14 protein-coding genes are annotated in these 14,996 nt (G+C 59.9%); 5 read left to right on the plus strand and 9 right to left on the minus strand.

What is annotated here, in order from left to right; genetic code table 11:
* Positions 1–310: 310 nt before the first annotated feature.
* Both waaA and KGB21_RS01820 read right to left on the minus strand, forming a co-directional pair.
* A complete protein-coding gene (waaA, locus tag KGB21_RS01815; RefSeq protein ID WP_223503298.1) occupies positions 311–1,588 on the minus strand; it encodes a lipid IV(A) 3-deoxy-D-manno-octulosonic acid transferase in 1,278 nt (425 codons plus the stop codon).
* Positions 1,581–2,495, minus strand: a complete 915-nt coding sequence (locus KGB21_RS01820) for a LysR family transcriptional regulator (protein WP_034148753.1) — start codon at positions 2,493–2,495, stop codon at positions 1,581–1,583. Before KGB21_RS01820 ends, waaA begins: the two co-directional genes overlap by 8 nt.
* Positions 2,496–2,598: 103 nt before the next feature.
* On the opposite strand from KGB21_RS01820, the gene KGB21_RS01825 reads away from it, so the two are divergent.
* The 4 genes from KGB21_RS01825 (at position 2,599) to KGB21_RS01840 (ending at position 6,189) form a co-directional block, all read left to right on the plus strand.
* On the plus strand, positions 2,599–2,931 hold the full coding sequence (locus KGB21_RS01825) for a DMT family transporter (RefSeq protein WP_008004867.1): 333 nt from the start codon (positions 2,599–2,601) through the stop codon (positions 2,929–2,931).
* Positions 2,932–3,206: 275 nt separating this feature from the next.
* Complete coding sequence (locus tag KGB21_RS01830; RefSeq protein ID WP_034148709.1) at positions 3,207–4,382, plus strand: NAD(P)/FAD-dependent oxidoreductase; 1,176 nt, start codon at positions 3,207–3,209, stop codon at positions 4,380–4,382.
* Positions 4,379–5,191, plus strand: a complete 813-nt coding sequence (locus KGB21_RS01835; protein ID WP_223503300.1) for an aldo/keto reductase — start codon at positions 4,379–4,381, stop codon at positions 5,189–5,191. Before KGB21_RS01830 ends, KGB21_RS01835 begins: the two co-directional genes overlap by 4 nt.
* 32 nt (positions 5,192–5,223) lie before the next feature.
* The gene (locus KGB21_RS01840; protein ID WP_034148707.1) at positions 5,224–6,189 is read left to right on the plus strand and encodes a hypothetical protein; all 966 of its coding nucleotides are present in this window, start codon (positions 5,224–5,226) and stop codon (positions 6,187–6,189) included.
* Between the two features lie 160 nt (positions 6,190–6,349).
* On the opposite strand, the gene hldE is transcribed toward KGB21_RS01840, so the two are convergent.
* The 5 genes from hldE to KGB21_RS01865 form a co-directional block, all read right to left on the minus strand.
* Positions 6,350–7,774 (minus strand): bifunctional D-glycero-beta-D-manno-heptose-7-phosphate kinase/D-glycero-beta-D-manno-heptose 1-phosphate adenylyltransferase HldE, encoded by a 1,425-nt coding sequence (gene hldE / locus KGB21_RS01845; protein WP_034148706.1) that lies wholly within the window; start codon positions 7,772–7,774, stop codon positions 6,350–6,352.
* Between the two features lie 102 nt (positions 7,775–7,876).
* A complete protein-coding gene (cysC, locus tag KGB21_RS01850; protein ID WP_223503301.1) occupies positions 7,877–8,482 on the minus strand; it encodes an adenylyl-sulfate kinase in 606 nt (201 codons plus the stop codon).
* Positions 8,475–9,179, minus strand: a complete 705-nt coding sequence (locus KGB21_RS01855) for a sulfotransferase family 2 domain-containing protein (RefSeq protein ID WP_034148704.1) — start codon at positions 9,177–9,179, stop codon at positions 8,475–8,477. The genes cysC and KGB21_RS01855 overlap by 8 nt, the downstream gene beginning before the upstream one ends.
* 188 nt (positions 9,180–9,367) lie before the next feature.
* Entirely contained in the window at positions 9,368–11,173 is a 1,806-nt protein-coding gene (gene msbA, locus KGB21_RS01860) for a lipid A export permease/ATP-binding protein MsbA (protein ID WP_034148703.1), read from the minus strand.
* A 15-nt stretch (positions 11,174–11,188) separates the two neighbouring features.
* Positions 11,189–12,361, minus strand: a complete 1,173-nt coding sequence (locus KGB21_RS01865) for an O-antigen ligase family protein (protein WP_034148702.1) — start codon at positions 12,359–12,361, stop codon at positions 11,189–11,191.
* A 110-nt stretch (positions 12,362–12,471) separates the two neighbouring features.
* Between KGB21_RS01865 and KGB21_RS01870 the strand changes: the two genes are divergently transcribed.
* A complete protein-coding gene (locus tag KGB21_RS01870; RefSeq protein WP_034148701.1) occupies positions 12,472–13,077 on the plus strand; it encodes a serine/threonine-protein kinase in 606 nt (201 codons plus the stop codon).
* On the opposite strand, the gene KGB21_RS01875 is transcribed toward KGB21_RS01870, so the two are convergent.
* Together KGB21_RS01875 and KGB21_RS01880 are read right to left on the minus strand one after the other, a co-directional pair.
* Positions 13,072–14,166, minus strand: coding sequence for a glycosyltransferase (locus KGB21_RS01875; RefSeq protein ID WP_223503303.1), 1,095 nt, complete (start codon positions 14,164–14,166; stop codon positions 13,072–13,074). The two genes, KGB21_RS01870 and KGB21_RS01875, sit on opposite strands and share 6 nt — an antisense overlap.
* A 45-nt stretch (positions 14,167–14,211) precedes the next feature.
* A complete protein-coding gene (locus KGB21_RS01880) occupies positions 14,212–14,973 on the minus strand; it encodes a hypothetical protein (RefSeq protein WP_034148699.1) in 762 nt (253 codons plus the stop codon).
* Between the last annotated feature and the right edge of the window lie 23 nt (positions 14,974–14,996).

Below are 14,996 nucleotides of genomic sequence, written 5' to 3' on the forward strand. Positions count from 1 at the left end.
CCTGCGGCAGCTCCTACAGGGGAAAGCAAAACCTGTAGGAGCCGGCTTGCTGGCGAGGGCGTCAGCGAGATTGCCATCGCGAGCAAGCTTGCTCCTACGAAAATCGGTGTGCCGCTCGATCCGGGCATGACGCAAAACCTGTAGGAGCCGGCTTGCTGGCGATAGCGTCAGCGAGATGCCTTCGCGAGCAAGCTTGCTCCTACGAGACGGTACGCCGCTCGATCCGGGCATGACGCAAAACCTGTAGGAGCCGGCTTGCTGGCGATAGCGGTTTCAAGGACGCCATCGCCAGCAAGCCGGCTCCTGCGAATTAGCGGTCGATCAACCGGCCTAGCCCATCGAGCAAACGCTGCAACGCGCCCTGATTGGCGCGCATCACTTTCAGACCCGCCTCCGCCATCCGCTGCGCATCCCGCGGCAATTCGAACAACCGCTGCACCGCCAACGCCAACCCTTCGGCATCTTCCACTTCCTGCAACGCTCCGGCACCGCGCAACTGCGCGGCGATTTCGAGGAAGTTGAACAGGTGCGGGCCACTCAGCACCGGTTTGGCCAAGGCCGCCGGTTCCAGCAAGTTATGACCGCCGTTCGGTACCAGGCTGCCGCCAACGAACGCACTGTCGGCCAAGGCATAAAGAAACAGCAACTCGCCCATGGTGTCGCCCAACAGCACTGAAGTCGCGGCAGTCACCGGTTCGCCGCTGGAGCGACGGACCGTGGCAAAGCCCTGCTGGCGACACAGGTCGAACATCGGATTGAAGCGCTCCGGATGGCGCGGCACCAGAATCAGCAGGGCATCGGGATGGCCTGCCAGCAACTGACGATGGGCCGCCAGCACCACCTCGTCTTCGCCCTCATGGGTACTGGCGGCGATCCACACCGGGCGCTCCTGCGCCTGCCATTGGCCACGCAGCTCGGCGGCACGCAGCAACAGTTGCGGGTCGATGGTCAGGTCGAACTTGATCGAGCCGGTGACTTCGACGGTTTCCGACCGAGCGCCCAAATCACGAAAACGCTGGGCCTCGGCTTCGGTCTGCACCGCGAACAGGCTCATCTCGGCGAGCATCGGCGCGGTCAGTTTGCGGAAACGGCCATAGCCCCTCGCCGAACGCTCGGACAGTCGCGCATTGGCCAGCGCCACGGGAATCCCGCGTTTGGCACATTGATGGATATGGTTGGGCCAGAGCTCGGTCTCCATGATCACCGCCAGTTTTGGCTGGACCCGGTCAAGAAAGCGCTTGGCAGCGCACGGCAAGTCGTAAGGCAAATAGCAGTGCTGGATGCGCGGTTCGTTGGCGAACAACGCCTGAATGCGCTCCGAACCGGTCGGCGTCATGCACGTCACCGTGATCGGCAGCTGTGGATAACGTTGCAGCAACGCGCGAATCATCGGAGCGGCGGCAATGCTTTCGCCTACGGATACCGCATGCACCCATATTCCACCGGGTTTCATCGTCGGCATGCCGTAGGAGAAACGCTCGCCAATGCGTTTGGCGTAGGCCGGCGCCTTGCGCGCCCGCAGCCACAGCCGAATCGCTACCAATGGCAGCCCCAGGTAAAACAGCGCGGTGTAGAGAGTTCTATTCATGGCGGCGGAGTTTATCGGGTTTTTCACCGATCGCCTGCAGATGCACGGCAAAACGTTCCGCCAGCCAGCGAGCCGCCGGACCGAGCGGTTCATCACGGCGCCAGACCAGTTCCACCACCAGCGCCGGCGGGGTCCATTCGCTGGCCAGTTCGACCATCAAATCCTGATACGCCGGGTACTGCACCACGTGACGCGGCAGCCAGGCCCAGCCGAGGCCGCGCACCAGCCATTCGGCCATCACGTAGAAACTGTCGGCGCGCCAGACCTGCGGGCTGGCCGCTTCGCTTCCGGGGTAGACACTGGACTGCGTGGACATCAGCAACTGACGATGCTGCGCCAGTTCCTGGCAGTTCACTTCAGGATTCGCCGCCAGCGGATGCCCGACGCCGCACACCGTGACCATCTCGACGCTCCCCAGCACACGCCGTTCAAGGGCTTCCGGAATCTGATCGTGATAAAACAGCAAACCCAAATCCGCCCGGCGCTCCACCAGTTTGCGCGCCACATCGCCCTGGGCGGCGCTGGTCAGTTGCACTTCAAGGCTGGGAAATTTTTCCGCCAACGCTTCAAAGCTTTCGATCACGGGTTGGTAAGGCATCGCCTCGTCCTGGGCCAGACGCAGGCGGGCTTCCTGGCCGCGCATCATCGCCAGCGCCCGGCCATTGAGACGCTCGCATTGGCGCAGCACTTCCCGTGCTTCTTCGAGCAAGGCATTGCCAGCCTCAGTGAGTTTCGGCTGGCGTCCGCTGCTGCGATCGAACAGGCTCACACCCAGGTCTTCCTCTAATAGCGCAATCGCACTACTGACCGCCGACTGGGCTTTGCGCTGCTCCCGAGCGACAGCAGAAAACGAACGCTGCTCCGCCACACCGACAAACAAGCGCAGTTGTTCAAGATTCCATTGCATCGGCAAACCCATCTTCAGAGCAGATAGGTAATGACTTTACCGCATCTGGAGAATCCCTAAAATGCCGAACTCAGCAAGCAACACTTCATACGAGGATTGACCCATGACCGCTTACTACTACCTGGCCATCGCCATCTGCGCCGAAGTGATTGCCACTGTTTCGATGAAAGCGGTCAAGGGCTTCAGCACGCCGTTGCCGTTGTTGCTGGTCATCGTCGGGTACGGCATTGCCTTCTGGATGCTCACGCTGGTGGTGCGCAGCGTACCCGTGGGTGTTGCCTACGCGGTGTGGGCCGGCATGGGCATCGTCATGGTCAGCGTGGCGGCGCTGTTTATCTATGGGCAAAAGCTGGATGTGCCGGCGATGTTGGGGATGGCGTTGATTGTGTTGGGTGTCGTGGTGATTCAGCTGTTCTCGAAAACTGCCGGACACTAACTGAAATAACAACATTTTGTGGCGAGGGAGCTTGCTCCCGCTGGGTGGCGAAGCCGCCCTAGGCCCTCAATCCGCATTTATCCTGGCACACCGAGGCAGCCGAATTTGCGACTGCTTCGCAGCCGAGCGGGAGCAAGCTCCCTCGCCACAGTGATCACACACCGCTATCGCTACAGGGGTATGCATTCCAATGTAGTAGCTGCCGAAGGCTGCGATCTTTTTTCCCGTCTCAGCTCTGTATACTGCGCCCTCGTCTTGAACACTGAGGTCGCCGCATGCCATCCGTAATTTCCACCGACGTTCTGATTGTCGGCGCTGGTGTCGCCGGCCTCTGGCTGAATGCGCGCCTGCGTCGCCAGGGTTTTTCGACCGTGCTGGTGGAAAGCGCCAGCCTCGGCGGCGGGCAGAGTGTGAAGTCCCAGGGCATCATCCACGGCGGCGCCAAGTACGCGCTGCATGGCGCCCTGACCGGCGCCTCGGAAGCCATCGCCGACATGCCGCGGCGCTGGCGTGAAGCCCTCGCTGGCGACGGGGAGTTGGACCTGTCCGGCGTACGCCTGTTGTCCGAAGCCCACTACTTGTGGTCCCCGGGCACGATCGCCGGCAACCTCACCAGTTTCTTTGCCAGCAAAGCCGTGCGCGGTCGTGTCGATCAGGTCAAGGGCGATCAACTGCCGCCCGCGCTGCAAGACAAGCGCTTCAAAGGCAAAGTCTATCGCCTCGCGGAACTGGTCATCGATGTGCCGAGCCTGGTTCAGCGCCTGGCCGATCTGGCGGGCGACGGCTTGCTCGCCGGCCAAAAAATCGAACCGTTGCTTGAAGGTGGCGTGTTGGTCGGCCTGAAGGTGGACGAGCGCGAGATCCGCGCTCAACGCATCGTCTTGAGCGCTGGCGCCGGGACAGCGGCGCTGCTCGAAGCGCTGGGCCTGAGCCAGCCCGCCATGCAGCGTCGGCCGCTGCACATGATCATCGCCAAAGGCCCGGGGCTCAAACCGCTGTACGCCCACTGCCTGGGCGGTGGGACCAAACCGCGCATCACCGTGACCACCCACCCGGCCGCTGATGGTCAGTGGGTCTGGTACATGGGCGGCGACATCGCCGAAGCCGAAGGCGTGGCCCGTGAACCTGCCGAGCAAATCGCCACCGCGCAGAAAGAACTCGGCCAGTTGCTGCCCTGGATCGACTTGAGCACGGCGCAATGGGCGACCTTGCGCGTGGACCGCGCCGAGCCGCTGCAATCAGGGCTAACCCGCCCTGACAATGCGTTTGTTGCCGAGGAAGGTCGCCTGCTGGTGGGCTGGCCAACCAAACTGGCGCTGGCACCAGACTTTGCCGACCGCGTAATTGCAAGCCTGGCCCGCGATGGCATTCAACCTGGTCCGCTCACACCGCTACCCGAATTGCCAAAGCCGCCCATGGGCGTCCCGGCCTGGGAGCAACTGCTGCCATGAGCATACCGACCCTGCACGACTTGCATCGCCCGCTGGGCAGCACCGGCCTGCTGGTGTCGCCGCTGGGCCTGGGCACGGTAAAACTCGGCCGCGATCAAGGGGTGAAATACCCCAACGGTTTCCAGATTCCCGATGATGACGAAGCGCGCATGCTGCTCAAACTGGCCCGCGACCTCGGCATCAATCTGATCGACACCGCGCCGGCCTATGGTCGCAGCGAAGAACGCCTCGGCCCGCTGTTGCGCGGTCAGCGCAAGGATTGGGTGATTGTCAGCAAGGTCGGTGAAGAATTTGCCGACGGCCTGTCGCGCCACGATTTCAGCTCCGCCCATACCCGATTCTCGGTGGAACGCAGCCTGCAACGTCTGGAAACGGATTTCATCGACCTGGTGCTGGTGCACTCCGACGGCAACGATTTGGCGATCCTCAACGACTGCGAGGTCTATGCGACGCTCGCCGAACTCAAGGCCGAAGGCAAGATTCGCGGCTTCGGCTTTTCCGGGAAAACCGTCGAAGGCGGTTTGAAGGCTCTGGAGCAAGGCGATTGCGCGATGGTCACCTACAATCTGAACGAGCAAACCGAAAAGGCCGTCATTGACTATGCTGCTGCTCACGGCAAAGCCATTCTGGTCAAAAAAGCCCTCGCCAGCGGTCACGTGTGCCTGAGTCCGGGCGTGGACCCGGTGCGCGCCAGTTTCGAGTTGTTGTTCGAACATCCGGGTGTGGCCAGTGCTATTGTCGGGACCATCAATCCGCTGCACCTCGCCCACAACGTCGCGACCGTTGCCCAGGTCCTACGTAGCAACTGACGCCGCCCACGCGGCCTTAAGCAGGAGCCGACATGCCGCGTACGCTCATAAGAAAGAACCCGAGCAACTTCAAGACCCTGCCGTTATTCGTCGAAGCGACTCCCGAAGGCCTGAGCTATCAGAGCGTCGGGAGACCGCTGAATTTCTCTCAGATCCTGCAACGTCGACGCCCGGTGACCGTCGCCGACTCGAACCGGTTTTCCCTTGAACTGGCCAACCTCGGCGTTTCGGTACGCCTGACGCTGCATTGGCAGAATCGCGATTACTGGGTGCTGGTGCGTCAACGCCGACAAGACCGCGGCGATGTCGTGCTCAAGCTGATTTCCGGCTACGTGCCGGCCCATGAGCTGAACCTGCCGCTGCACACGGCGATCCAGGAGATTGCCGAAGAATGCCTGCTGGAAACCCCGGAAGGCTGGCTCGGCGGGCGCTTCAACGACACTTGGTTGCCGGCGCCCTACTCGTCGGCGCTGCATTACCGCGAGGCGCTGCCGTTTCGCCTGTCCCCGCTGTCCGGCTCAGCACGGCCGGTGCGTTGCGCCAACCTGCAGTTGATCGAGCGCCCGCGCGCCTATGTGCACTTGCCGACCGCCTCGCTGCAATTGATCTACGACTTGCGCCTGGACGTGCCCAAGGAAGCAAAATCCTTGAGCCTGTTCCATGTCGATGAACGGCTGGAAGGTGATCAGCTCGTCGCTCGCCTCGATCGCAAGCGTCCCGACTTGTATCTGATGCCTTTGCAGGACGGCCATCCCATGGCCGAGCTCTACACCTTGAAGAAGGATCAGTTGTACCCGGCGAGCACGCGCGGCTTGTACCTGGCCGAAAGCTTTGCCCGGCAAGAAGGTTGGCTGGTGAGGGATGAGCGGATTCGCTGGAAGGATTGGGTCAGGCAGCAGGGGTTGACGCCGCCGGGGAAAGATTCGGGACTGGCGCGGTTGCGCGGGAAGGCGAAGATGCTGCTGAAGAAGATCGTGCCGCGAAAAGCAGCACGATAAGAATCAGTGGACGTTTGTGGCGAGGGAGCTTGCTCCCGCTCGACTGCGCAGCAGTCGTAAGACCATCGGACACAAACCCACCTGGATAACCGCGGTGTATGGCTTTAGGGCCGCTTCGCGACCCAGCGGGAGCAAGCTCCCTCGCCACAGTGATCGAACGTCACTCGGACTTGCGGATCTTCTCGACGATCGCGGTCGTGGAGCTGTTTTCCACCAACCCCAGGACTTTCACGGTGCCGCCGTAAGCGGTCACGATGTCGGCGCCGACCACTTGGTCGATCCCGTAGTCCCCACCCTTGACCAACACATCCGGCTTGACCTCGCGCAGCAGGTTTTCCGGGGTGCCTTCAGGGAAGCTGATCACCCAATCCACCGCGCCCAGACCCGCCAGCACAGCCATGCGCCGGTCGACGCTGTTGATCGGTCGACCCGGCCCTTTCAGGCGGCTGACCGAGGCATCGTCGTTGACCGCAACGATCAGGCGATCGCCTTGCGCCCGCGCCTGCTCCAGGTACGTCACGTGGCCGGCATGCAGGATGTCGAAGCAGCCGTTGGTGAACACGATCTTCTCTTTATGCGCACGGGCATCGTCGACCGCCAGCAGCAGCTGCTCGAGACCCAACACACCGCGCTCGGAACCCTCTTCACGCTGGATAGCACGACGCAGTTCCGGCGCGCTGATCGCCGCCGTACCGAGCTTGCCGACCACGATGCCCGCCGCCAGGTTGGCCAGGCCGACCGCATGCGGCAGTTCTTCGCCAGCGGCAATCGCCGCCGCCAGGGTGGAAATCACCGTGTCGCCGGCGCCGGTCACGTCGAACACTTCACGGGCGCGGGCCGGCAGGTGCAGCGCCGGATGATCCGGGCGCAGCAGTGTCATGCCGTGCTCGCCACGGGTGACCAGCAAGGCGCCGAGCTCGAGGTCGTGCATCAGCTGCGCGCCCTTGCTCACCAATTCGTGCTCATCGGCGCAACCGCCGACGATGGTTTCGAATTCGCTGAGGTTCGGCGTGATCAGGCTCGCACCACGGTAGATCGAAAAATCCTTGCCCTTGGGGTCGGCCAGCACCGGAATGCCACGGGCACGGGCGGCCTGGATCAACACCTGATGGTTTTTCAGTGCGCCTTTGCCGTAGTCGGACAGGACCAGCACCTTGATGCCTTCGAGCAATTCGTCGACCTGCGCGGACAACGCCAGGGCGTCGGTGGCGAACGGCTCTTCGAAGTCGATGCGCAGCAGTTGCTGGTGACGGCTCATCACCCGCAGCTTGACGATGGTCGGCTGGTGCGCGATGCGCTGGAACAACGCCCGCACGCCTGCACCCTTGAGGCTATTGACCAGGCTGTCGGCGGCTTCATCGTCGCCGGTCACACCGACCAGCGAAGCGGGCGCGCCGAGCGCAGCAATGTTCAACGCAACGTTGGCGGCACCGCCCGGGCGGTCCTCGATGTTCTCGACCTTGACTACCGGTACTGGCGCCTCAGGGGAAATCCGTGAGGTACCACCATGCCAGTAACGGTCGAGCATGACATCGCCGACCACCAAGACAGGGGCTTGATCGAATCGCGGCATGGACAACTTCATGGAGCAACCCACATACAAAATGAACAGGGGCGCGATATTAACACAGGGTGGGCACGGGCTTGTGCGACGGCTGCAACCGGATCGCTGAACAGGGGTTTCTGCTCATTTTTTGAGCAGAAACTCCGACAAACGCCTGCAGGCATCTGACGTTTCCAATACGTGGGTATCAATTTCGTACTCTGCATCAAGGGGTGCCTCGTAGGGACTGTCGATCCCCGTGAAGTCCTTGATACGTCCTTGACGCGCAGCCCGGTATAAACCCTTGGGGTCGCGCTGGGCGCAGACCGCAAACGGCGTACTCACATACACTTCGATGAAGTCGCCCTCGGCGAACAGCCGACGCGCCGCCTCGCGTTCGGCGCGGAACGGCGAGATCGCCGCGACAATCACAATCAGGCCCGCATCGACCATCAGGCGAGCTACCTCGGCCATGCGCCGGATGTTTTCCCGACGACTTTCCGCGTCCATCCCCAAATCGTTACAAAGGCCGGCGCGCAAGTTGTCGCCATCGAGCACAAAGGTGTGCAGGGCGAGTTGGTTGAGCTGCAACTCCAGGCCATTGGCCAACGTTGATTTACCCGCCCCGGACAACCCCGTCAGCCAGATGCAGCGCGGGCGCTGCGATTTGATTGCCGCACGGTCACGGTTCGAGAGCGCTAATGCATAGGGCTTGATTCGGGGAGCCGGGATCGGCAGCGCCTCATTCATAACCGAGCATCTCGTAATCGCGCTGATACACCCGACGAACCAGGCGCCGGGTACGGACCGAGCAGAAATCGCGAGCAAGCCCGAAACGCCGCTGTTGAGAATTATTGATGCGGGGCAACTGTACGCTGTACCCCAGTTGTTCGCATACCCAGCTGAAATCCCGCTCCAGATGCTCCTGATGGCCAATGAAGTCGAGTGCCAGGTGCCCTAGAGAATCGGTGAGGAAGTCTGTCTGTGCAGCGAAATGCAGTTGACGGTGAATGCTCTCGGGGTGCAGCCAACGGGCGACAAAATCGTCGAAGTCGCGGTATTGCTTCACCAGTTTCTGCGCTGAATGATCGCGCGGCCCCAGTTCGTTGCCTCGCAGATACGCGTAAGCCGAGTACGCCCTCTCCAAAGGATCGCGGACAAAGGCAAATTTGAAGCTATTGCCAAACTGTTGCGGGAATTGTTCTTCGTACCAGTACAACGGCAGGTGACCCGGTCTCCAGTTATCAAACAGCGCTTCGCAGACGCTGCTCCCGGCGCATTTGGGTACGTGGATAAACAGACAGGAACGCTGCGCGAAGGGCTGGGGGAAGCCCAGATTGGCCGACATCGACTTGTTCACCACCTGACGGTCCACGACCGACAGACGCCCCAGCAAGAACTGCCGTTGCGACTTGGGCAACAGTTTCCAGAGATAACGCTGCAACATAACCGGCACCCGCGCGAAAGGGATGGCCCTCTCGATTGAAGTCAAAATTCGTTCAGGAACCTTAACAAGCGCGATGCCGAGATTTATTCCGGTTTGGTCAAGAAACGTAAAGGTCTGGATACATATCGCCGGGCGCATTGCGCGCCCGGCGTGTACAAAGGCGAGTCACGCTCCCCCTTGTGCCGTAATCAGGCGATGTCTTGCGCCGGAGCGTCGAGGCCCATCGCATGCAGGCGCGAGTAGTAGCCATTTTGCGCCAGCAGTTGCGAGTGAGTGCCACGCTCGACGATTTGCCCCTGGTCCATCACCAGAATCAGGTCAGCCTTCTCGATGGTCGACAGGCGGTGAGCAATCACCAGAGTGGTACGGCCCTTCATGACGTGATCCAGCGCGGCCTGAATGTGGCGCTCGGATTCGGTATCGAGCGCCGAAGTCGCCTCGTCGAGAATCAGCAGTGGTGCATTCTTCAACAGCGCCCGGGCAATCGCCAGACGCTGGCGCTGTCCGCCGGACAGCAGCACACCGTTTTCACCGACCTGGGTGTCCAGGCCTTCCGGCATCTGCGCGATGAAGTCCATCGCGTAAGCATCCGCGGCAGCCTTTTCAATGTCGGCGCGAGGTGCGCCGGCCAGATCACCGTAGGCAATGTTGTTGGCAATGGTGTCGTTGAACAGGGTCACATGCTGCGTGACCTGAGCAACATGTCGACGCAAATTACGCAGGCGATAGTCTTCGATTTCGACGTCATCGAGCAGGATTTCACCGATGTCATGGTGATAGAAACGCGGAATCAGGCTCGCCAGGGTCGACTTGCCGCTGCCGGAACGGCCAACCAGCGCAATCATTTGCCCCGGCGCCGCACTGAAGCTGATGTTCTTCAACACCTCGCGTTCGGTCCCCGGATACGTGAAACTGAGGTTGCGCACTTCCAGATGACCGTTGACCCGATCACGCTCGACCGTGCCGTTATCCACTTCAGGCTCAACATCCAGTTGCTCGAAGATGCTCTCGGCACCGGCGACACCTTTCTGGATGGTCGAGCTGACTTCCGACAATTGCCGGATCGGCTTGGGCAGCAAGCCTGCGGCAGTGATGTAGGCCACCAGGTCACCGGCCGTGGCGTCGCCACGCAGGAACAGCACCAAGAACATCAGCACCGCCATGGCGGTGTAGATCACCAACTGCAGCATGGGGGTGTAGACCGCACCGGTCTTGGTCATGCGCAATTGTTTGTCGGTGTTGCCCTGGCTGGCGGCGGCAAAGCGCTGCTCTTCGTAACTCTCGCCACCGAAGCTGCGCACCACGCGATAGCCCTGAATGGTTTCGGAAGCCACGTGAGTGACATCGCCCATGGCCACCTGGATTTTCTTGCTCTGCTTGCGGAATTTCTTGCTGGTATTACCCACCATGAATGCAATCAGCGGCAGGATGGCCAGCATCACCAGGGTCAGTTTCCAGTTCATCCACAGCAGATAGGCGAACAGGAAAACCACGGTCAGGCCTTCGCGGATCACCACTTTGATGGCATCCGTGGCGGCACCCGTCACCATGGTCACGTTGAACGTGATGCGCGAAATCAGATGCCCGGAGTTGTGGGTATCGAAGTAGCGGTTGGGCAGCACCAGCAGTTTGTTGAACAACTCGATGCGCAAGTCATGCACCAGCCCCAACGAAACCTTCGCCAGATAATAGTTGCCGAGAAACGAACCCAGCCCCTGCCACGCAGCGATCAGGATGATCAGCAACGGCACGGCCATCAGTAACTGCAGATCCTTCAAATAAGGAACGTTGGGGAAGAGCACCGCTTCCGGGTTACTCAGGCCATCGACGAAATATTTGAGAATTCCCGCAAGCATCGGCTGAGTAGAGGCAAAGATCACGAAGCCCACGATACTCACCAGGAAAAGGCCGATGTAGGGTTTCACATACCCCAACAGCCGAAAATAGATTTTCAGGCTGGAATCCTGTCCCGCTTTGGGCGGTGCGTCACTCATCGTAGAGCTCACTGGTTAGGAAGAACGCGAAATTTTATCACAAGCGTCGGGCTTGGCCCGTGCCCATACCAAAACACTGGCCAGCCCTACGGGCAACCAGCTGATGAACCATTCAGCCCTCGGTGTCCCGGTCAAGCTTGCAGCATCGAATTGCATGGCCAGGGTCGAGAACAACCAGATGCCGATCATTCCCCGGCCATAGAGTGTTTCCCGTACCTTCCAGGCCTCGCGCAGCACCGCGAGCCAAAGCGCACACCACAACAACAACCCTGGCAGCCCGAGCACAATGGTTACATGGGTAAACAGGTTGTGGGCGTGATCAAAATACAATCCCGCTGTGAACACTTTGTAGTCAGCACCGAGACCCAACCCGCGCCACGGGTGTTCAGCGATCATCTGCAAACTGGCCATCAGGATCTGCGGACGGTACGACACCCCACGCGCCACGACCAAAGCCTCGAAAAACCAGAACGCCAACATTGCTACGATCAAAGCGGCCGCCGCGACAATGCGACTGCGTCGGTCACGGCACCAGATCGGCATGGCAAGTATTGTGATGAACATGGCCAGACCGGCACCACGACTCTGACTGAGGAGTACAAACACGCCAAGAAAAGCCAATGCAATCGCACAGACTATCTGCATCCAACCAGTGCGTGGCGCCCAGAGGATCATCCACACTGCTGCCAGACCAATGACATAGCCACCTAAAATCGGATGGGCCAATTCGCCCAGACCCTCAGCGCGCGCGATCAAGGCGTTGCCATCAACTGCATAAAACTTGGTCATGGCCACTACCGCGGTCAACGCCAACCCGATCCCACCCCACTGCATGACGCGAATCACTCGCTCTGGTCGACCGTTGGCAAAAACCGGAAAGAACAGCAGAAACACCAGGATGTATAGCAGGCGCTTGGTTTCGCGACCGATGTCCGGGGCGTTCGTCCATGAAAGGCTGATCAATGCCCAGATCACTAGGCCGAGCATCGGCAGGTAGATCCAGCGCTGCTCCTGGAGCATCACCTTTAGCCGGCTGCGCGTGGCCCAGGAGAATATAATTGCCGGCAACCAGAGCAATACCACCAAACCTTGCTGGTAAACCTTGTTGGAAGGCGCAATGGCGATGGCCAGCAAGAACCACAACAGACCTATCGCCATCCATGCTTGCGCCCAACGTGTTTCCTGCATCAAATTGCTCCTGAGAAAGTTCATCCGCACAACCCGGCGTGGTTAAAGCTGAATTTTTTCGGCATCATTGCCCGCCACAGCGCCCCGTTCTTCCAACAAGGCTTTCTACAATGCAATGTTCACGGCTTCCGCAAGCCGCTCTAAATCAAATGATTGACGGCGCCAAAATACTGGAGGCCGACAGCTACGGGCCGAAAGTCTACCTGTTGCAGGATGGGAATATTCTCAAACTGTTTCGTCGCAAGCGTTTTTTTTCATCCGCATTGATCCGCCCCTATTCGAAACGCTTCATCGACAATGCCTTCAAACTGCAAAAGCTCGGCGTACCTACCTTGCAGGTTCTGCAGTATTACCGACTGGAAGCACCAGGCATGACGGCCGTGCTTTACCAGCCGCTGCCAGGAGAGACCCTGCGTCAGATCTCCAGCAAGGAAGGGTTCAATTGGCCACAGGCGTTGCCAGAACTGGCCGGGTTGATTCGCAGTCTTCATCGATCGGGGATTTATTTTCGGTCGCTGCACCTGGGCAACATCGTGATCACCCCGGACAACCGAATGGGTCTCATTGATGTCGCGGACATGCGCTTCCTGCGCGGGCCGTTGCCGCGGCATTTGATCAAGCGCAATCTGCAGCATTTCGCCCGCTACATTGCCCGCGAGAAGCTGAACGACACCTTTCCGATGCAGGCTCTCGAGCAGGCAGTGCTGCCATCATGAAAGTAATGTTCGGGCGGCCTGGCTGAAGTCCAGCCAGGCTTGATCCGGTGCAAGAGCCTGGTATTGCTCTGCGGCGACCGTCTCGGCAGAAGCGCTGAATGCACGCACGATTGCATCCTTCCAGGCACTGACATCATTGGCCACGGCATACCTGCCAGTATCTGCCAACTGTTCACGAAACACGGGAAGCTCACTGGACAGCACCGGAACACCTGACATGACCGCTTCCTGCATGATCAATCCCAGGCCCTCTTCGAGCGACGGTATCGCAATCCAGTCGAATGCACGGTAGAGCCGCGCCGCGTCATTCAGATGACCCGGCAACAAGACTTTGCCGCGCAAGCCCAGTTCCTCAATCCGCGCTTCCAGGCCAGCACGGTTCGTGCCTTCACCAATAATCACCAATCGCAGATCGGGCCGCTCATGCGTTGCCGCAGAAAACGCGTCGAGCAGGCAGCGAAAACCTTTTTCGGAGACCAGGCGCCCTACTGCACCGAGCACCAGTCCCTCGTCCAGGGGCAGTCCCAATCGGATCCGAGCTTCCTTTCGCGGGAGCAGGGCGGAACGGAACGCGACAGGTTCGAACGCGCTGCGCAACGTCATGACCGGTACTTGCAGGCCCCTGCTCAGCGAGTCTGCGAGGGTGTTCGATACCGCAGCCAATGTCAGCCGGGATGCCGGGATCTGTTGGAAAAGCGATTGATCGCCAGAGTGCAGTCGTGGCGAGCCATGAAAAATCACCACCGCACGGATATGCGGCAATGTTTTAAGTATCGGCAACAACGCTCGCGCTACACCCAATCCATCCAGCATCACCAGATGTGCATCGCTGTCTACAAGCGCGCGCTTGAATCGGGCTCGCATCCAGGGCTTGGTCAGGCGCCAGAAATGTCGCCCTTTCAATCGGGCGGAAGACAGTCCCCACTCCCGCACCTCACCGACGTTCACCCTACATTCGGACGCCACCCCCTGAAGCAACCAGGTTTTGACCGGGGTAGAAGGCTCGGCCTGGGACAAAATCTGCTGATGCACCTTGTGAATGGAGGCAAACGGAGCGCCGCCGGCCCACATGACATTAAGAATATTCATAGGGCGAACAGCCAATGCATGGGTTGAAGATAAGCTGCTGTGTCGTTAGTTGATGAACCAGCCAATGCAGACTCCCAACAACAAAACCAAGGCGAACTTAATCTGTTCGCGCCGACTGCGGCGCGCCTTGCGCTGACGCTCGATAGGTGTTTGCACATGCAAGCCAAAACCGGTGTGCATGACAGCGTCCGCTTCGAGCGTCAGCGCCGTCAAATCCAGCTCTGCGTATCGAAGCGACAGAGCCTTCTCCCCACTGTAGCTGGTAAATGGCGCACACAATCGATAATCCTTGATTCGCCGCAGACCTGGGTTCAGCGAGAAGCCCTGCCATTCCGGTTTGTCAGAGATCAACGGGTAACAGGCCACTCCACCGACGATCTCACGCGCCCCCAGACGAATGTAAGGGCTGTGAACTCGCAGGTCATGATTATAGCTACGCAGCCACACCTGGAGGATTTCCGGGCGCGATTCGAGGATGGTCATGGAGTCTTCGACAAACCCGGGACGATAGAACTCCCAGTCATCCTCACAATGAAAGATGTACGCCGTGTTGACGTGCGAGTAGGCCAGATCAATCGATGCCAACTGGCCCAGTTTTGGCCGGTTGACGAACACCGTGCAGTGATCCTTCCAGCTTTCTGGAATGATCGCGTGCACACCTTCGTCACCCGCATCTTCAGTAATGAAAACTTCGCGAATGGCTGCGGTATTGAATCGATCGAAGCTCTCGAGGGTCATCTTGAGCAGATCGAGCCTGCCGCAGCTGGTGACCACCAATGTGATGTCACTTTCTTTTGAAAATCGCACTGGAATCCCAATCAGGTAAAAGT

The organism is Pseudomonas sp. GL-RE-29, assembly GCF_019947275.1.
Classification (GTDB): Bacteria; Pseudomonadota; Gammaproteobacteria; order Pseudomonadales; family Pseudomonadaceae; genus Aquipseudomonas; species Aquipseudomonas fluorescens_A.